General features: G+C 72.9%; 8 protein-coding genes and 1 riboswitch. Of the genes, 6 read left to right on the plus strand and 2 right to left on the minus strand.

The window, feature by feature from the left end; all coding sequences use genetic code 11:
• Nucleotides 1-638: 638 nt before the first annotated feature.
• Nucleotides 639-11,054, plus strand: a complete 10,416-nt coding sequence (locus ACWGR4_RS03435) for an amino acid adenylation domain-containing protein (protein ID WP_452128175.1) — start codon at nt 639-641, stop codon at nt 11,052-11,054.
• Nucleotides 11,051-11,278 carry an MbtH family protein gene (locus ACWGR4_RS03440; RefSeq protein ID WP_380006767.1) on the plus strand — a complete coding sequence of 76 codons (228 nt, stop codon included), beginning with the start codon at nt 11,051-11,053 and terminating at the stop codon, nt 11,276-11,278. The genes ACWGR4_RS03435 and ACWGR4_RS03440 overlap by 4 nt, the downstream gene beginning before the upstream one ends.
• A 124-nt stretch (nt 11,279-11,402) precedes the next feature.
• Here the strand turns inward: ACWGR4_RS03440 and ACWGR4_RS03445 are convergent, their stop codons facing one another.
• Together ACWGR4_RS03445 and ACWGR4_RS03450 are read right to left on the minus strand one after the other, a co-directional pair.
• A complete protein-coding gene (locus ACWGR4_RS03445) occupies nt 11,403-13,052 on the minus strand; it encodes an alpha/beta hydrolase (protein ID WP_452128174.1) in 1,650 nt (549 codons plus the stop codon).
• Nucleotides 13,053-13,170: 118 nt separating this feature from the next.
• Complete coding sequence (locus ACWGR4_RS03450) at nt 13,171-15,765, minus strand: hypothetical protein (protein ID WP_452128173.1); 2,595 nt, start codon at nt 15,763-15,765, stop codon at nt 13,171-13,173.
• A gap of 132 nt (nt 15,766-15,897) precedes the next feature.
• Nucleotides 15,898-16,101: riboswitch (cobalamin riboswitch) on the plus strand.
• A gap of 18 nt (nt 16,102-16,119) precedes the next feature.
• Here ACWGR4_RS03450 and ACWGR4_RS03455 point away from each other — a divergent pair.
• Genes ACWGR4_RS03455 through ACWGR4_RS03470 form a run of 4 tightly spaced genes read left to right on the plus strand, consistent with a single transcriptional unit; the run spans nt 16,120 to nt 19,833 of the window.
• A complete protein-coding gene (locus tag ACWGR4_RS03455; RefSeq protein WP_452128172.1) occupies nt 16,120-17,190 on the plus strand; it encodes an ABC transporter substrate-binding protein in 1,071 nt (356 codons plus the stop codon).
• Nucleotides 17,187-18,272: a FecCD family ABC transporter permease gene (locus ACWGR4_RS03460; RefSeq protein ID WP_452128171.1), complete on the plus strand. Its 1,086-nt coding sequence runs from the start codon at nt 17,187-17,189 to the stop codon at nt 18,270-18,272. The genes ACWGR4_RS03455 and ACWGR4_RS03460 overlap by 4 nt, the downstream gene beginning before the upstream one ends.
• Entirely contained in the window at nt 18,269-19,084 is an 816-nt protein-coding gene (locus ACWGR4_RS03465; protein ID WP_452128170.1) for an ABC transporter ATP-binding protein, read from the plus strand. The genes ACWGR4_RS03460 and ACWGR4_RS03465 overlap by 4 nt, the downstream gene beginning before the upstream one ends.
• The gene (locus tag ACWGR4_RS03470; RefSeq protein ID WP_452128169.1) at nt 19,081-19,833 is read left to right on the plus strand and encodes a (2Fe-2S) ferredoxin domain-containing protein; all 753 of its coding nucleotides are present in this window, start codon (nt 19,081-19,083) and stop codon (nt 19,831-19,833) included. The genes ACWGR4_RS03465 and ACWGR4_RS03470 overlap by 4 nt, the downstream gene beginning before the upstream one ends.
• Nucleotides 19,834-19,929 lie beyond the last annotated feature (96 nt).

A 19,929-nucleotide genomic window follows, 5' to 3' on the forward strand; every position in this document is an offset into this window, starting at 1 on the left:
CGTTCGAGCGTGTCCGGAGCTTCACCGGATGGGTCCGACACACTGTGCGCGGCGAACAGGCACGGTGTGCTGTAGATCGCGATGTCCACGTGCAGTTCGGTCGGTTCGGAACTCGCCGTTCGGATCCTGGAACGGCCTCTTGGCAAGGCCGACCGCGGTTCACCCGACGAAGCCGCCCCGTGGGGGTGCAGTTGTCGGCCGGTGTGACGAGTTCGCGCTTCGGCCCCGATGCTTGTCCCTGGCGACGATCGGTCGGGTCCCCGACGACACCGATCCGAGGACCGTGCGGACCTCCCTCCAGCCGGGGTCTGCCGGGACGTTTTCGCAGCCCGCCGAGCGGTCCAGTGGCGTTCACTCTTTCGTGTTGTGTGGTGTTTTGTTCTTGCCCATTCGACTAACCGAATGGTTGATTTTTCGTATGTTCGGAGAAATGCCGCGTCGAGTCGGCGATCGACGCGAAGGCATGCTCGGCGGCCCCGGGCCGGGCCCCGCCACGCGAACAGCGAACCCGGCGACCGCTGTTCCGGTGCCCGCCCACGCCCCTTCGGAAGTGACCGCCCGGGCGGTGCCGTACCGGCCGACCCGGTGTCCGTGGTCCCTCATCCGCCGCCCGAACCATCCCCTCCCGGAGGTTTCCGTTGTCCAGTCCCGGCGCCACGACCGCCTCCAGTCCCGACCCGGCGCCTGGTTCGAGCCCTGACGAGGGCCGCGCGGAGGACGCCTCGCGCACGCTGCCGCTGACGTCCGCGCAACGGGAGTTCTGGCTCGCGGAGCAGCGTTGCCCGGGTAAGGGCGCGGCCTACCGCGTCGCGGAGTGCGTGGAGATCCACGGCCCGGTAGACGCCGCGCTGTTCGAGGCCGCGCTGCGCCAAGCCGTGTCGGAGGCCGAGGCCCTGGGCGTGCGCGTCGTCGAAGGCGGCGACGGCCCGATGCAGGTCGTGGACACGGACCGGCAGTGGTCGCTTCCGCACGTGGACGTCGGCGGTGAAGCCTGCCCGGAGGCGGCGGTACGGGCGTGGGTGGCGGCGGACATGGACACCCCCATGGACCTCTCCCGTGGCCCGCTGTTCCGGTTCGCGTTGTTCCGGCTGGGAACGGACCGCTGGTGGTGGTACGGCAGCGGTCACCACCTGATGACGGACGGCTTCGGCTTCGCCCTCGTCGCGCGCCGGGTCGCGCGGGTGTACACGGCCCTGGTCGCCGGAAAAGCCCCCGGGGCCTCCCCGTTCGGGTCGCCGGCGCATCTGGTGCGAGCCGACCTGGACTACCGGACCTCCGAGCAGTTCGACGCCGACCGCGCGTACTGGACGAACGTGCTCGCCGACCTGCCCGACCCCGCCCCGCTGCCCGCCCGACCGGACCTCGCGCACACCGACGACGGCGCGGAGGACGGCCAGTGGTTTCCCGGTGCCGGTCGCCGGACCCGGGCGCGCCCGATGGCATCCCCGGAAGCGTTGCGCGCGGCGAGCGAGCGGAGCGGGACACAGCGCTCGCGCTACGCCGTCGCCGCCGCGGCGGCGTACGCGCACCGGCTGACCGGCGCGCGCGACGTGCTCCTCGGCTTCGTCGTCTCCGGGCGCATGCGGCGCGACCTGCTCAACATCCCGGGCGCACTGGCCAACATCGTGCCGCTGCGCCTGCGGGTGCATCCGGCCATGTCACTCGCGGAGTTGCTCGCGAGCGTCGATGCCGCGGTGGAGCAGGCGGTGGCGCACGAGCGCTACCGCGGCGAGGACATCACCCGCGATCTCGGCCTACCCGACCCCGTCGGCTCCCGGTTCACCATGACCGTCAACGTCATGACGTTCGGTGCCTCCCTCACGTTCGCCGGACACCGCTCCACGATGCACAACCTCTCCCGGGGAGGCGTCGCCGGCCCGACACTGGTGGTCCTGGAACAACGCGACGGCGCCGGCATGCGATGCGAACTGCACGCCCCTGCGGACCGGTATGGCGACGCGGACCTGGTGGACCACCAGACACGGCTGCTGCGCCTGCTCGACGACATGGCCGCGGCCGATCCCGAACGGCGCGTCGGCGATCTCGAACTGCTGTCCGACGAGGAGCGTCACGAGTCGACGGCCCGCCGCGAGCCGGCGCCTACCGACGCCGTGCGAACCGTCGTGCCCGAGCTGTTCGAAGTACACGCCCGCACCGCCCCGCAGGCCGTCGCCGTGGTGTGCGGGGAAGAAATACTGACCTACGGGCAGCTGAACGCCGAGGCAAACCGCCTCGCGCACGCCCTGATCGCCCGCGGCATCGGCCCCGAGGACATCGTCGCCCTCGTACTGCCGCGCGGCGTCGAGACGGTGACCACGATCCTCGCGGTCCTCAAGGCCGGTGCCGCGTATCTGCCCATCGAACCCGGCTGCCCCGCCGCACGACTGAGCGACACGCTCGCCGACACCGGCGCGGCCCTGCTGCTCACCCACCGCGCGATCCACGCCGCGATCGACCCCGCTCCCGGCACGGATTCGCTGCTCCTGGACGCCCCCTCGACCGTGGCGCTGCTGCGCGATCTCCCCAATTCGGACCCGCTCGTCACCATCGATCCCCGGCATCCGGCCTATGTCATCCACACGTCGGGTTCGACCGGCCGGCCCAAGGGCGTGGTGGTCTCGCACCGCAACATGGTGCGGCTGTTCGCCATGACCCGGGGCCACTTGGCGTGCGGGGCCGACGACGTGTGGACGATGTTCCACTCCTATACCTTCGACGTCTCGGTCTGGGAGATCTTCGGCGCGCTGCTGCACGGCGGGCGTCTGGTCGTCGTCCCCCACGACACCACCCGCTCCCCGGAGAAGTTCCTGCGCCTGCTGGTCGACGAGCGCGTGACGGTGCTGTGCCAGACCCCGTCCGCGTTCCATCCCCTGATGCACGCCGACCGCGAAGCGCCGCAGCTCGGGCAGGCGCTCTCGCTGCGCACGGTGACCCTCGTCGGCGAGGCGCTGGATCCCGCCCGTCTGGAGGACTGGTACGGCCGCCACGGCGACGGGGCGGCGGTGCTCAACCTGTACGGCCCCACCGAGACCACGATGTACGTCACCCACGCCGCGTTCGACCGGGCCACCGCCGCAGCGGCGGGAGCCAGCGTGATCGGCACCGTCCTGCCCGACGTGCGCGCCTTCGTCCTCGACACCGCCCTGCGGCCGGTACCCCCGGGGGTGCCCGGCGAGTTGTACCTCGCCGGCGAGGGACTGGCCCGCGGCTACCTGAACCGGCCCGGCCTCACCGCCGAACGTTTCGTCGCCTGCCCGTACACGACCCCGGGCGAGCGGATGTACCGCACCGGGGACCTGGTGCGCCGGCGTGCCGACGGCGCGCTGGTCTACCTCGGCCGCGCCGACCGGCAGATCAAGATCCGCGGCTTCCGGATCGAACCCGGCGAGGTGGAAACCGTCCTGGCGGGCCATCCGTCGGTGGCCCGGGTCGCGGTCGCCGCGCGGGGAGACCGGCCCGGGGACCGGCGCCTGGTCGCCTACATCGTTCCCGGCCCCAGTGGCGCGACGGCCGCGGAACTGCGCGAGCACGCGCGGCGGCACCTGCCCGACCACATGGTCCCGTCGGTGTTCGTGACGCTGGACGCGCTTCCCCTGACGGTGAACGGCAAGCTGGACACGGCCGCGCTCCCGGCTCCCGAGCAGCCCTCCGGCGAGGCGGGCCGGGCCGCGCGTACCCCCCACGAACAGGTCCTAGGCGAGTTGTTCGCCGAGATCCTCGACCTGCCCCGGGTCGGCGCCGACGATTCCTTCTTCGACCTCGGCGGACACTCCCTGCTCGCCACCCGCCTCATCTCCCGCCTGCGCGCGGTGCTGGGCATCGAGGTGGGGATCCGCACCCTGTTCGAGGCACCCACCCCGGCCGCTCTGGCCGCCCGGCTCGACCCCGCGGGACGCACCCGGCCCGTGCTGCGCCCACGGCACCGTCCGACGCCGTTGCCGCTGTCCCACGCCCAGCGCCGGCTGTGGTTCCTCCACCGCATGCACGGCCCCACGGCCACCTACAACATGGCCCTCGCACTGCATCTGTCCGGGGAACTCGACGCGGCGGCACTGGAACAGGCCCTGGTGGATGTGGCCCTGCGGCAGGAGAGCCTGCGCACCGTCTTCCCCGTGTTCGAGGACGGACTGCCCTGTCAGCGGGTTTTGGACGAGACGCAAATCCGTCGGCACCTGGCCCTGCCCGTGACGGTGGTCGACGAACGGGAACTCGCCGACCGGTCGGCGTCGGCGGCGCGTCGCGGTTTCGACCTGACGATCGAACCCCCGGTGCGTGCCGAACTGTTCGCCCTGGCCCCCGACGAGCACGTGCTGTCGCTGGTGGTACACCACATCGCCGGCGACGGCTGGTCGATCGGCCCGCTGGCACGGGACCTGTCGACGGCCTACCGCGCACGGTGCGGCGGCGAGGCGCCCGGCTGGACACCGCTGCCGGTGCAGTACGCCGACTACACCCTGTGGCAGCGCGACCTCCTGGGGGATCCGGCGGATCCCGAAAGCCCGGCCGCGCGCCAACTCGCCTACTGGAGAGGGGCGCTGGCCGGCCTGCCCGAGCAACTCGCGCTGCCCACCGACCGACCCCGGCCCGCGGTGGCCACCCACCGCGGCGCCACCGTCGACCTCACGCTGGGCGCCGACCTCCACGCCGCCCTGCTCGATCTCGCCCGGGCCCGCGGAGCCAGTCTGCACATGGTCCTGCAGGCGGGTCTCGCCGCCCTGTTCACCCGCCTCGGCGCCGGACACGACATCCCCATCGGCACCCCGATCGCCGGCCGCACCGACGAGGCCCTCGACGACCTCGTCGGATTCTTCGTCAACACGCTGGTCCTGCGCACCGACACCGGCGGCGACCCGTCCTTCGCCGAACTCCTCACCCGTGTCCGCGACACCAACCTGGCCGCCTACGCACACCAGGATCTGCCCTTCGAACGCCTGGTGGAAGAGCTGAGCCCGACCCGCTCACTCGCGCACCACCCCCTGTTCCAGGTGATGCTCGCCCTGCAGAACACCCCCGACGCCACGATCGAGTTGCCCGGCCTGCGGGTGAGCGGGCAACCGACACCCACCGGCACCGCGCGTGTGGACCTGACCCTCGACCTCACCGAACGACACACCCCCGACGGCGCCCCGAACGGGATCGTGGGCACCGCCGAATACGCCACCGACGTGTTCGACGGCGCCGGCATCGAGACGCTGACAAACCGGTGGACCCGCCTGCTGGCGTCGGTGGCGGCCGACCCGGACCGGCCGATCGGCCGGGCGGAGATCATGTCGACGCACGAACGCCGACGAGTGCTCCCGGAGTTCGACCGGGCCGCCCCCGCGACTCCGTGGCGGTCGGTGCCGGAGCTGTTCGCGGCACGGGTGGCACGGACACCGGACGCGGTCGCGCTGATCGCCGGCGAAAGCCGGCCGAGCCATCGGGAGCTGAACGCCCGGGCGAACCGGCTCGCACACGCCCTGATCGCCCGCGGCATCGGCCCCGAGGACGTCGTCGCCCTCGTGCTGCCCCGCTCGATCGACCTCGTGGTCGCGATCCTGGGCACGCTCAAGGCGGGCGCGGCCTTCCTGCCCGTCGATCCCGACCGCCCGACCGCCGAGGTCCGGGCGATGCTCGACGGCGCCTGCCCCGCTCTCGTCCTCGACGACCCGGACCAGGTCCCGGCCCCGGGGGAGGAACGCCCGGACACCGACCCGGGCATCGCCGTCGACCCCCGGCACGGCGCCTGCGTCCTGCACGCCTTCGGCGACCCCGGCCGCCCCGGGGGAGTGACCGTCACGCACGCCGGCATCGCCCACATGGCCGCCGTCCAGGCCGAAACGCTCGGGCTCGGCACGGGCAGCCGCGTGGTGCTCTCCCGCGCCGTCGACGTGCTGGTCCGGGACGTGTGCGCGGCCCTGGCGGCCGGTGCCGCGCTGGTGATCGACCCGGAGGCCGATGCGCCGTCGGCGCTCGCCGAATCGTCATGCGCCGTCGCCGACCCGCCGGACACGCCGGCCGAACCGCCGTCGCGGCCGACGCACACCACCGTGCCGCCGTCCGCGATCGACGGCCCCGTGGCCCGGCTGGTCGTCGCCGGCGAGGCACGCCCGGGGGACCGGTGGGCGCCCGGGCGGCGCGTGATCCACGCCTACGGTGCGCCCGAGACCACCGCGTGGGCGACGATGAGTGCCCCGCTCGCCCCCACCGGGCCGGTGGCGCCGATCGGCCTCGGCCGGCCCGTGGCGGGCATGCGGGCCTACGTGCTGGACGACGCCCTGCGGCCGGTACCGCCGGGCGTGACGGGGGAGTTGTACCTCGCCGGAGCGGGACTGGCTCGCGGCTATCGGGGCCTGCCCGGCGCCACCGCCGAACGGTTCGTTGCCTGCCCGTGGGGCCCGCCGGGCGAACGTATGTACCGCACCGGCGACCTCGCGACATGGCGCTCGGACGAGGACGGGCTGGACTTTCGCGGTCGCGCCGACGACCGGGTCGAGTTCCGCGGTGTCCCGATCGACCCGGGCAGGATCGAAACCGTCCTGGCGGCCCACCCGGACGTGGATCGGGCCGCCGTCGTCATCCGCGACGATCGGCACGGCGGCGCGCACCTGGTCGCGTACCTGATCCCCGCCACCGGCCGCACCGCCTCCGCCGCAGAGTTGACGGCGTACGCACGACAACACCTGGCCGAAGGTGTGATCCCCTCGACGTTCACGAGCGTGGACGCCCTGCCCCTCACCGCGCACGGCACCCTCGACCGCCGTGCGCTCCCCGCCCCCGAACCCCGCCCCGCCGACGAACACCCGCGAGCGCCCCGCACCCCGCAGGAACGCCTGCTGTGCGAACTGTTCGCCGAAACCCTCGACCTCGCGCACGTGTCCCCCGACGACAACTTCTTCGACCTCGGCGGCCACTCCCTCCTGGCGACCCGACTCACCTCCCGCATCCGCGCCGCCCTCGACACCGACGTGGAACTGCGCACACTCTTCGAGGCCCCCACCCCGGCCGACCTGGCGGGGCGACTGCACGGTGCAAGCCCCGTCCGGCGTCCCGCCCTGGGCCGCCGGGAACGCCCCCGGAACCTGCCGCTGTCCTTCGCCCAGCGCCGGTTGTGGTTCCTCTACCGTCTCGAAGGCCCCAGCCCCACCTACAACATCCCCTTCGCGGTGCGCCTGACCGGCCGCCTGGACCGACCGGCCCTGCACGCCGCGCTCGCCGACGTCGCGGTCCGACACGAGAGCCTGCGTACGATCTTTCCCGCGTCGGGAGACGGGCAGCCCCACCAGCAGGTGCTGGACCCGGCGTGCATCCGCCGATCCCTGCGCCTGCCCGTCACCCGACTCGACGAGAGCGAACTGCGCGAGCGGCTCGTCGCCGCCGCCCGATACTCCTTCGACCTCGCCGTCGAACCGCCGCTGCGCGCGGAGCTGTTCATCGTCGGACCGGATGAGCATGTGCTGTTGCTGCTCGTACACCACATCGCGGGCGACGGCTGGTCGACGGGCCCGCTCGCGCGCGACCTCACCCACGCCTACACCGCGCGGGCCCGCGACGATGAACCCGCATGGGACCCGCTGCCGGTCCAATACGCCGACTACACCCTGTGGCAACGCGACCTGCTCGGCGACCCGACCCGCCCCGGCAGTCTCGCCGCCCGCCAACTCGCCCACTGGAAACACGCCCTGCACGGCCTGCCCGATCAGCTGCCACTACCGTGCGACCGCCCCCGCCCCGCGACCGCCACCCACAGGGGCGAGCACCTCGCCGTCGCGCTCGACGCCGAGCTGCACGCGGCCCTGACCGAGTTGGGCAGACGCCACGGCGCGAGCCTGTTCATGGTCCTGCACGCCGGGCTCGCCGCCCTGTTCACCCGGCTGGGCGCGGGCACCGACATCCCGATCGGCAGTCCCATCGCCGGACGCACCGACCAGGCCCTCGACGACCTCGTCGGGTTCTTCGTCAACACCCTCGTCCTGCGCGCCGACACCTCCGGCGATCCCACCTTCGCCGAACTCCTGGTCCGCGTCCGCGACAACGCCCTGGCCGCCTACGCCCACCAGGACCTGCCGTTCGAACAACTGGTGGAAGAACTCAACCCCGCCCGGTCGTTGTCCCGGCACCCGCTGTTCCAGGTGATGCTCGGCCTCCACCCCGCCCCGGCGCAGGACCTCGCGCTCCCGGGACTGCACACCACCGCCGTGCCCCTGGGCACCGAAACCGCCCGGGTCGACCTCGCGTTCGTGCTGGAGGAGCGGTACAGCCCGCACGCCGGCCCCGCCGGGGTGAGCGGCCTGATCGAGTACGCCACCGACCTCTTCGACCGGTCCACGATCGAGGTACTGACCACACGATGGATCCGCCTGTTGCGGGCCGCCGCCACCCACCCCGACACACCCGTCGGCCGCATCGACCTGCTCTCCCCGATCGAACGGCGCACGCTGCGCTCCGGCACCGACCGGCCCGAGACGCTCGACGCTCCCGTGCCGTGGGCCGCGCTGCCCGAACTGTTCGCCGAGCGGGTGCGGGCCGCCCCGGACGCGCCGGCCGTGATCGCCGACGCCACGACCGTGACATACCGCGAACTGGACGAGCGCGCGAACCGGCTCGCACACGCCCTCGTCGACCGGGGCGTACGACCCGAGCACACGGTGGCGGTCCTGCTGGAACGCTCCCTCGACCTGGTCGCGGCCCTGCTGGCGATCGTCAAGGCCGGGGCCGCGTACGTGCCGCTGGACCCGCGGTTCCCCTCCTCCCGCATCGACCTGATCATGCGCCACACCGACGCGTCGCTGCTGCTGACCCCCGAAACGCTGGCCACGCTCGACCGACACCACCACGGCGCCGCCGCCCCGGACATCGTCTGCCACCCCCGCCAACTCGCCTACGTGATGTTCACCTCCGGGTCGACCGGTGAACCCAAGGGCATCGCCGTGACCCACCACGACGTGGCCGCGCTGGCACTGGCCCCCACGTGGCGCGGCGGCGCCCACGAGCGCGTCCTGGCCCACTCGCCCACCGCGTTCGACGCCTCCACCTACGAACTGTGGACACCCCTGCTCAACGGCGGCGCCGTCGTCCCGGCCCCACCCGGCCCCCTCGATCCCGACGCGCTCCACCGCGTCCTGGATCGCCACGCGGTGACCGCCGTGTTCCTCACCTGCGGACTCTTCCACCTGATCGCGGAGCAACAACCGCACTGCCTGGCAGGTGTGCGCGAGGTGTGGACCGGGGGCGACGTGGTCTCCCCCTCCGCGGTCGCCCGGGTGCGGCAGGCATGTCCCGGCACGGAGGTGGTGCACGTCTACGGCCCCACCGAGACGACGACGTTCGCCACCCACCACCGGGTCGGCCCCGCGGTCGCCACCGATCGTCCGCTGCCGCTGGGCCGGCCCATGCCGGGGATGCGGGCCTGGGTCCTGGGCCCCGCGCTCGACCCGTTGCCGCCCGGCACGACGGGCGAGTTGTACCTGGCCGGCCCAGGTGTCGCCCGCGGCTACCTCAACCGGCCGGCCACGACCGCCGAGCGGTTCGTGGCGTGCCCGTTCGGCCCGCCCGGGGAACGGATGTACCGCACCGGCGACCTCGCCCGCCTGCGCGCCGACGGCACGGGCCTGGAGTTCGCCGGTCGGGTCGACCAGCAGGTCAAGATCCGCGGTTTCCGCATCGAGCCCGGCGAGATCGAAGCCGTCCTCACCGCGCACCCGGCAGTGGCCCAGGCCGCGGTCGTCGTCCGCGAGAGGCGCCACGGCGACAAACACCTCACCGCCCACCTCGTCCCCACCCCCGGCGAGCCCGCCGCGACTCCCGCGCAACTGCGCGCGTACAGCCGACAACACCTGCCCGACTACATGGTCCCCTCGGCGTTCGTCCTCCTCGAGAGCATGCCGCTGACCCCCAACGGCAAACCCGACCGCACCGCGCTACCCGACCCCGAACATCGACCGAACACCGGGGACGACAGCCACACGACCCCACGCACCCCGCACGAACGTGTCCTCACCGAACTGTTCGCCGAGGTGTTGGACCTGCCCGCCGTCGGGGCCGACGACTCCTTCTTCGACCTCGGCGGCCACTCCCTCCTCGCCACCCGCCTCATCTCCCGGATCCGCGACGTCCTGGGCATCGACATCGCACTCGGCTCCCTCTTCGAGACACCCACCCCCGCCGGCCTGGCCGCACGATCGGGGACGGATCGACCCGGCGGCGCCCTGGAGGTGGTACTGCCGCTGCGCCCGCACGGAACCCGGCCCCCGCTGTGGTGCGTGCATCCCGCGGGCGGTATCGGCTGGTCCTACGGCGGGCTGTTGCGCCACCTGCCCCCGCATCAACCCGTGTACGCCCTCCAGGCCCGCGCCCTGAGCCGGTCCGCACCGGCGCCCGCTTCGATCGAGGAGATGGCCGCCGACTACCTGGAGGAGATCCGCAGGATCCAGCCGCGGGGCCCCTACCGGCTGCTCGGCTGGTCCGCCGGCGGACTGATCGCGCACGCCATGGCCACCGAACTGGCCGCGCACGGCGAACACACGGCGCTGCTGGCCGTGCTCGACGCCTACCCCCTGCACACGATCTCCCCCCACCCGTCGACCCGGCGCGGGGGAGCGGAGCACCTGGCCCTCGTGCTCGACTGCGACCCGGACGCCTTCGCCCCACACCGGATCACCTACGACGCGCTCGCCCGGGCGCTGCGCGAACGAGAACACATCCTGGCCGCCCTGCGACCGCGTCAACTCGCGACGGTCGCGGCCGTACTGGATCACAATGCGGCGGCGGCCCACGCGTTCACCCCCGGCGTCTTCGACGGCGACATGCTGCTGTTCAAGGCGTGCGCCGACCGCGACCCACACACGCCCGAACCCGCGTCCTGGGACCCGCACGTCGGCGGCCGCATCGAGGTTCACGAGATCCCGGCGCGACACAACGCCCTGACGCATCCGGACGCTCTCGCCCGGATCGGCCCCACCCTCGCGGCCCACCTCGACCGGATCAGCGCGTCCGACTCGACAAAGGGCCCCGGCACCCCTCACCCCGCAGCCGGTCCGGCCGGACCGCCGACCCTCCTCAGGGAGCCGACATGAGCCACCCGACCAACCCCTTCGAGGACAACGACGCCACCTACCTGGTCCTGGTCAACGACGAGAACCAGCACTCCCTGTGGCCCGCGACCCTCGACGTACCCGCCGGCTGGACGGTGACCCACCCCGAGGCCGACCGGCAAACCTGTCTCGACCACGTCGAACACACCTGGACCGACATGCGCCCACGGACCCTGATCGACGCCATGAACGCCCGGGAGCGATAACCGGCGGCACACACGACCTCGGGGCGAGGATTTCGGTAGCGATTCGAACCGGCTCCAAAGGTCGTTCGGGGATCCTCGCCCACCGGGTCGGCGGCGTCGTGTGCCCACGGGCAACGGTCGGCGGCTACTTGCCGTCGGTGCACCGCGTGCCGGCGGCCGGCAGCCTGCCCTCGATGATGTAGGCGGCCACCGCCGCATCGACGCACTTGCTGCGGCCGAACGCGCCGTGACCCTCGCCCTGGAGGGTCAGCAGGCTCGCGTGCGCGAGGTCCTTGGCCAGCTTCTCGGATGCCGCGTACGGCGTGGCCGGGTCACCGGTCGTGCCCACCACCAGGACGGGCGCGGCGCCTTCGGCCCGGATCACGTGCGGTTGCTCGGGAGTCTTGTACGGCCAGAACTCGCAGCCGGGGCCCTCGATGTCCGATGCGACGGCGTCCTTGGACAGCAACGGGGCATCCGCCTTGAGCTTCGCCAGGACCTGTTGGATCCGTTCGGGAGAGGGCGCCGGGGCGGCGCCGTCGGCGCAGCGTATCGCCGAGCGCGAGTCCGAGCTGTTGTCGTAGTGGCCCTTCTCGTCCCGGCCGAGGTAGTTGTCCGCGTAGAACAGCAGGTGGCTGCCGTCCTTGTTGTTCATCGCCAGGGCGAGAGCTTCCCGCAGGTACTTCCACGCGGTTTCCTTGTCGCCGTACAGCAGACTGTTGGTGCCGGTCCAGCCGAGGGAGGAGGTCAGCTTGCGGCCGTCGTAGGCGGTGCGCAGCGGCTTGTCCTGCAACGCGTCGAGGAAGGTCGCGCCGATCTCGGCGGCCTTGGCCGGGTCGCCGCCGAGCGGACAGCCCGCCCGGGCGGCGCAGTCGGCGGCGAACGCACGGAACGAGCGCTCGAAGCCGATGGTCTGGTCGATGCTCGCGTCGAGCTTGTCGGCCGCGGGGTCCACCACCGCGTCCAGGACCATGTGGCCGGCGCGGTCGGGGAACTCGTCCAGATACATGGTCCCGAGGTAGGTGCCGTACGACACGCCCAGGTAGTCGAGTTTGTCGTCACCGACCGCGGCGCGCAGGACGTCCATGTCCCGAGCCGCGTTGCGCGTGCCCACGAACGGCAACAACTCGCCGGACTCGGCCTGGCACGCGGCGGAGAACTCCTTGCCGCTGCGCTCGCCGTCCGCCTTGCGTTCGACCGGATCGCGGGGCGAGTCCCGGGCGTTGCGCTCGTCCCGGGCCTTGTCGCCCAGGCACCGTACGGGCGCGCTGTCGGCCACACCGCGCGGGTCGAAGCCGAGGATGTCGTAGCGGTCGTGCAGAGGGCCGTCGAAGTCGGCGAACCCGTACTTGACGAAGTCCTGGCCCGAGCCCCCGGGTCCGCCGGGATTCAACACGAGGGAGCCGATCCGCCGATCGGGCTTGGCGGCCGGGTGTTGCATGACGGCGATGTCCAGCGACCTGCCGCCGGGAGCGGTGTAATCCAGCGGCACCTTGAAGGTCCCGCACCGGAATTCCCTCTCGTCCTTCTTCTTCGTCTTCGGGTCGTCCGTGCACGCCTTCCACGAAATCTTCTGTTCGTAGAAGGCGCGCAGCGCCGGGTCGGCCGCTCCCTTGGGCTTCGGCGGCGGGGTGGCCGCGGCCGTTCCGGTCGTCACCTGCGTGGGAACCGGCTTGCCGGCGGCGGCGTTCGACGCGCTGTCACCGGAGCCCCCGGTACACCCGGCGGCCAACAACAGCGCCACGGTCACGGGTATGGAACGACGGAAGGACGCCGCCTGAAAAGGAGTGATCACGCGCCAAGGACTATCAGTCGCCGATCCCGCACGGCACACCACTATCCCCGCCACCGGCAACGGCACCACCCAGACCGGATATTCCACGCACCGTACCCGCCGGCCGACGCATGTCCCGTCAGCGGAGGACGGCGGCCGCGGTGGCGAGGAGTTCCGGAAGGGCGCCGGTGAACTCGGGGACCAGTCGGAGCACCACCGCCCAGTGCCCGGGGTCGGCGGTGTCGAGGCCGGCCTCGTCGACCAGGCGCGCGAACTCCTCGGTGAACGCCGAGAGCGTGTCCCCGACGAAGGCCAGGACGTGGGAGGCGGGGGCGTTCGCGGTGAGGAGATCGGCCGGGAGCAGGTGGCCTGCCGCCAGGTCGGCCGGCCACCGGTCGAGGTCGCGCGCGCCGTCCGCGATGCCGAACCGGACCAGGTAGGCCGTCAGGAGGTGCGGCGGACAGTCGGGGTGCGCGGCCAAGGCGGCCAACGACTCCTTCGAGAGCGGCTGTTTCTCGTCGGCGACGATCAGTCGGGCCCAGGGGACGGCCACGTCGTACTCGTCCTCGAAGTGCTCCAGCCGCTCCTGGATCCTGCCGCCGCGCAGGAGGTGTTCGGCGGCGGCGTCCGGAGTCCGGGCGGCGGCAAGGGTCTCGCGGATGGACGCCGATCCGGCCTCGGGCGCCGCGAGTGCGGTACGGAGCAGGTGGTGTGTCGTCGCCGGAAAGGGGTGCTTGGCGGCGGGGCGGCGGCCGGGAAAATGGGTCTCGGCGAGCAAGGCGGACACCGCGTCGGGGCCATGGCGTTCCCACAACGCGACCGCGACCCGCAGCCGGCCCACTTCGGTGTGCAGGCGCATGCGGCCCAGCATCACCCGGACGAGCACCGGATCGCCCGAGTCGATGGCGGCGAGCAGCCAGTGGCGGCGAGTGGATGGGCTGGTGCGGGCGAGCAGGTCCCCCAGGGCCGGGCTGATCGGGATGCGCCGGTGCCCGCCGGCGCGCGGTCGCCCCGCGCAGATGCGAACGCGTTCATGTCGTGCGATGCCGCCGAAGTCGTAGAGGTTCGCATTGACTTCCGGGTCGTCGAGATCGAGCAGCCCTTCCACCACGTCGGCCGGCATGTCCCAGCGTGAGGCGCACGCGACGGCGGCTTCGACGCCGCGTACGGCGTACACGTGCGCGCGGACCGCCGCGGAGAGCGGGTGGAAGACGCTCAGGTGTTGGATGGCACGCAGGTCGAGTGCGGGGATCACGGCGCACTGCACGTGGTCGGGCGCGGCGGCGAGGAGGGTGTAGAGGTGCTTGCGCGCGCCCTCGGGCGCCTCGGCGGGGAAGCGCGCGGCCAGGCCGCGGGTCCACGTGACCGGGGTGCCCTTCGCGCGCTCGCCGGCGGCGTGGGCCACCGCGGCGGAGACGAGTTCGTGGCAGGTGCCGCGGAATCGGGGAAGCAGCTTGTGCAGCGAGATCCACGCCTCGGGGTCGTCGCCGAGCGGTTCGATCAGCCGGGCGACGGACGGGGCCAGCGCGTCGGGTACCGGGCCGCGATAGCTGCGGACAAAGGCGCGGTCGTCGTCGTCATCATCGACGTCGGTGTGGTCCGATGGGTCGCCGACGGCGGAGTCCGCGCGGCGGGGACACAGGTTGCCGAGCGCGGCCACGACCGCGCCCGCGGGGGTGACGGCGCGAAGAACCTCGTCGAAGGGGAACCGATCGTTCTCGATCCCCCAGGCGAGCAGGTAGGCCAGGTGATGGTCGTTGTCGGGGGTTTCCGGGGCCAGTAGGGCGGCGAACGGTACCGGGCCCACGCGCTGTTCGAAGTGCGTGCGCGTGCCGAACGTCGACGCGACACCGGCGCGAACGGTCGCGAAGACGAGCCGTTCGGGGCAGCCGTCGTGCCGTGTCAGCTCGATCCGGGCATCGGCGTCGTAGGGCAGTCGGTCGTCCTCGCGCAGGATCGCCGCCCAGTCGACGCCGCCGGCCGGCGCGTCGGCCCGATCGTCGAGCCGGAGCCCGACCAGCCAGGCGTCGTGGTCCGCGCGCGGCCGGTCCCGGCCGTCGAGCCGCGTTCGGGCGGCGGCCAACACGGCGGTCGGGTCCTCGGCCCGGGCGGCATCCCCGAAGACCACGGCCAGGTCCGGGTGGTGCATGCCCTCGTCGTGGAACAGTTCCGCGAACCCGCGAAGTTCCGTATGCGTGTCGGCGAGCCGGGTGTGCGTGGCACAGATGCCCACGACACGCTCCACGACGACCCACGGGGGCAGATACGGGGCGAGCCGCGAGATCGCGTGTCGGACCGCGTCGGGGAAGGGCGAGCGCAGCATCGACCGCAACAACCGGGTCCCGTTGTGCTTCAGGAGCGGCACCACGAGGCGCGTGTGCCAGTCCGCCGACGCGGGGTCCGCCGCGGCCCAGACCGCTTCGTGCACGCGCGTGTCCGAGCGCCGGCTCAACAGCGCGAGGCCCACGTCCGGGTCCCCGTAGCCGGCCATCCGCACGGCCGTGTCCTCGTCCAGGTGCCGGTTGCCCGCGAGTCGCGCCATCAGGGCGTGGTCACCCGACGCGAGCACGGCCTCGATCAGCTGTGCCGGCGGGGCCACATGGTCGGCGGCGAGCGCCTCCGACACCTCGGTCCTCAGCCGCGTCGTCAACGCGACACCCGCCGCGATGGGCACGAGACGAGACGCGGCGTACAACGCCGAACGCAGCCCGGCCGAACTCTCCCACGACATCACGAACCGCAACTCCTCACCGGGACGGCCGCGTTCACCCGATGCGGCGCGGCAGCGCTCAGCGTAGGAGGTCGCTCGGACGGCGCCCCGAACCCGCGCGGCGGAGCGGGCCGACCAGGCGCGACGAGCGGTTTGGTAGCCTGTGGCCGCCGTGGTGCACGGGAAGCCGGTTCAAGCCGGCGCGGCCCTCGCCACTGTAGCCGCGGAGCCCCGCGGCCCTCGCCGACCGCCCCAAAGCGGTCGGGGTCACTGGATGGATCGGGAACGAGCCAACCGGGAAGGCCGGCCGCGGAGCGTCGATGCGGAAGCCAGGAGACCGGCCACGGCGCGACATGTTCCACGAGGGTTGGAGAACACGTGTTCCGCGCTTCCGCGCGCCCGTTTCGCGCCGAACGTTTCATCCGTCCCCCGCACGCCCCGCGTGCCGGGCGCTCCACACGCTCCGGCCTCGCCGCCGTGGCGCTCCTGCTCGTCGGCGCGCTCGGCGCGTGTACGGGTGCGCCCGAGCCCGACAAGCCCGCCGCGGCGGCCGGGAGCGGCCACCCGACGCCGGTGAGCGTGAGCAGGTGCGGCGTCACCACCACCGTGACCGCGCCGCCGGCCCGGCTGGTCACCCTCAACCAGGGCGCCACCGAAGTCGCCCTGGCGCTCGACCTGCAAACCCGGATGGCCGGCACGGCGTACCTCGACGACGTGGTCCCGGCCAAATGGAAGGCGGCCTACGACACCGTCCCGGTGCTCTCCGAGAAGTACCCGTCCAAGGAGAAACTCCTCGCGGCGCGCCCGGATTTCCTCTACGCCTCCTACTCCAGCGCGTTCACCGACAAGGTGGCGGGCACGCGGGACGAACTGGGCTCCCAGGGCATCGGCACCTACCTGTCGCCGCTGGGTTGCGCCGACGGCAAGCAGCCGGCGGCGGTGTCCTTCCAGGCGGTGTGGGACGAACTGGGCGACGTTGCCCAGGTGTTCGGTGTCGCACCGCGCGCCGCCGCCATCCGGGACACGCAGCAGCGGCAACTTGCCGACGTCACGGCCAAGTCGGCGGGCAAGGGCCTGAACGTGCTCTGGTACGACTCGGGTACGAAGACCCCGTACGTCGGCGCGGGCCACGGCGGACCCCAGCTCGTGCTCGACGCCGTCGGCGCCCGCAACGTCTTCGACACGCTGCCCGGCGGCTGGAAGAACGCGAGTTGGGAGCAGGTGGTCGCGGCGGACCCCGACGCCATCGTGGTCGCGGACGCCGGGTGGGACACCGCACAGTCCAAGATCGACTACCTCGAACACGACCCCGTGCTGAGCAAGCTCAAGGCCGTCCGAAATCGGGCGTTCGTGGTCGTGCCGTTCTCCGAGTCGACCCCCGGCGTGCAGCTCGCCGACGGGGCCGTCCGGGTTTCGGCCGCCCTGAGCGGCCTGGCACCGCGTCCGTGACCGTGACCGATCGCCCCGTCGCCCGACACGCGGGAGCCGGTCGTGCGGCGGTGGCCCTGGCCGCCGCCGTGGTCCTGCTGCTGCTCACCGTCCTGCTCGGCCTCGCCGTGGGATCCGTCCACGAACCGCCGCACGTCGTGGCGGAGGTGGTCCTGCGCCGGCTCGGTCTCGGCGGCGCCGACGTCACACCGCTCGACGACCGGATCGTCTGGCAGCTGCGGCTGCCGCGCGTCCTGGGGGCCGCCGCGACGGGCGCGGGACTCGCGGTGTGCGGCGCGGTGCTGCAGACCCTGACCGGCAACGACCTGGCCGACCCCTACCTGCTCGGCATCTCCAACGGCGCCGCCGTCGGCGCGGTCACCGTGATCGTCCTCGGCGTCGGAGCCTCCGGCACCGCGGTCGTCGGCGCACTCCCGGCGGCGGCCTTCGTCGGCGCCCTGCTCGCCGTCCTCGTCGTACTGACCCTCGCCGGGGCACACAGCCGGACTCTGCCGGCCTCGCGGACCGTGCTGGCCGGCATCGCGGTCGGGCAGCTGTGCGGCGCGTACACCTCGTTCGTCGTGCTCGTCCTCGGCGACCGCAACGCCGCCCGCGGCGTCATGGAGTGGACGCTGGGTTCGGTGGCCGGAGTGCGGTGGGACACCGCCGTCTTCCTGACCGCGGTGGCCGTCGTCGGCACGGTGGTCATGGTCGCCGCCGCCCGGGACCTCGACGCGTTCGCGTTCGGCGAGACCGCGGCCCGTTCCGTCGGTGTCCACGTCGAACGCACCCGCTGGGCCCTGGTCGCCGCGGCCGCGCTGGTGACCGCGTGCCTGGTCGCCAACACCGGCGTCATCGGATTCGTCGGTCTGGTCGTACCCCACGTCGTCCGCCTGGTGTGCGGCCCGCGCCATGCCCTGCTGCTGCCCATGTCCGCACTCGTGGGTGCGTCGCTGCTCGTGGGCAGCGACATCGTGGCGCGCTCGGTGCTCCCGGACCAGGAGATCCCCGTCGGCGTCGTCACCGCCGGACTGGGAGCGCCGTTCTTCGCCTGGCTGCTGTGGCGCCAGGCAGCCGGGCGCGTGGCGGGGGACCGGCCGTGATCGTCGCGAACCCGGTGCGGCTGCGGGCCGAGAACGTCGGTGCGCGTGTCGGCGCCGCCACACTGCTGACGGAAGTCACGCTCGACTTCGCCCCCGGCAGGACGACCGGCCTGCTCGGGCCCAACGGCGCCGGCAAGACGACGCTGCTGCGGACCCTGGCCGGACTGCGCCGGTCACAGACCGGCCGAGTCCTGCTCGACGGCGACGACCTGTACGCCCTCACCGCCCGCCGCCGCGCGCGACGGGTGGCCTTCATGGAACAGCAGGCCGACACCGCGCTGCCGCTGACGGCCCGCCAGGTCATCGACCTGGGGCGCACGCCGCACCGCGGTCGATGGCCGGTACTGCCCGGCCCGGCGACCACCCACGAGCAGTCCGTGCTCGCCGAGGCCGTCGCCGCCACCGACGTCGACGCACTGCTCGACCGGACCTGGTCCTCCCTCTCCGGCGGCGAGCGCCAACGTGTGCAACTCGCGCGCGCCCTGGTGCAGGAACCCGGAGTACTCCTGCTGGACGAACCCACCAACCACCTCGACCTGCGTCACCAACTCGGCTTCCTCGAAACCGTGCGCGGACTCGGCATCACCACCGTCGCCGCCCTGCACGACCTCGAACTGGCCGCCGCCTACTGCCACGACGTCGCGGTGCTGCTCGACGGCCGCCTGGTGGCCCACGGGCCCGTCGCCGAGGTACTCACCTCCGCCACGATCGCGCACGTGTACGGCGTCGACGCGACCGTGGAGCGACACCCCCTGCACCACCGCCCGCACATCCGATGGAACGGCCTGCTTCCCGAGGGGATCGAGTCATGAACCAAGACCGCGCCGGCGCCCCCGCGGAGCCCGCTTCGGGTCGGGCGACGGTCCTGGTCGGCATGTCCGTCACGGAGGCCGACCGCCGGACCGAACTGCTCGCGGCCGCCGCGCCGTCGAGCGCCACGACGGCGTTCCTGCAACAGGGCGAGCCGTCCCTGTCGGCCGAGTTGACCAGACTGGCCGACGCGGGCATCGAGACCGTCGTCCTGATCGGGGTCCGCCTCGGGCCGACCGGCCCGGGACACTCCTGGCTGCGGCGGATCGCGGCGTATTGGTGGCGGGAGCGCACCGGCCATCGCCCCGAGGTGCTCGTCGCCACGCGGTTCGCCGACTCCGCGGCCGCCGTGACCGCCGCCGCGGCGGCCGTCAAGGCGATCACCGGCGAGGAACCCGGCCTGACCTCCCCGGCCTGGGAGGAGGCCCCCGGCCACCGACACCAGGTCCTGGTATGCCGCGGGCCTCGCTGCACGGCCAAGGGCGCGGACGACAACCTGCGCTCACTGGCGCGGCGGCTCATGGAACACGGCCTCGGGGACGACGACGTCCTCGTGACCCAGACGGGATGCCAATTCCCCTGCAACCAGGCCCCATTGGTCACCGTGCAGCCCGACGACGTCTGGTACGGCCACGTGGACCCGCCGACGATGACCGCGATCGTGACCGAGCACCTCGTCAACGACCGCCCACTCACGACACACCGCCTCCCACGCCACCGAAAGGAGCCGAGAACCCACCCGGAAATCTGACGCGCCGCGTAACGAGCGGCGACCGGTGACCGGCGCAGCGCGCGGTCTCCCCGCCGTATCCCGCCCGGGTCGCATTCGTCTCGGTGCGTTCGGCGA

The sequence above is a fragment of the Embleya sp. NPDC055664 genome, assembly GCF_053618075.1.

Coding starts and splice junctions, on each gene's coding strand:
- ACWGR4_RS03470 (WP_452128169.1), top strand. CDS start 19,081: ATGAACCAAGACCGCGCCGGCGCCCCCGCGGAGCCCGCTTCGGGTCGG.
- ACWGR4_RS03440 (WP_380006767.1), top strand. CDS start 11,051: ATGAGCCACCCGACCAACCCCTTCGAGGACAACGACGCCACCTACCTG.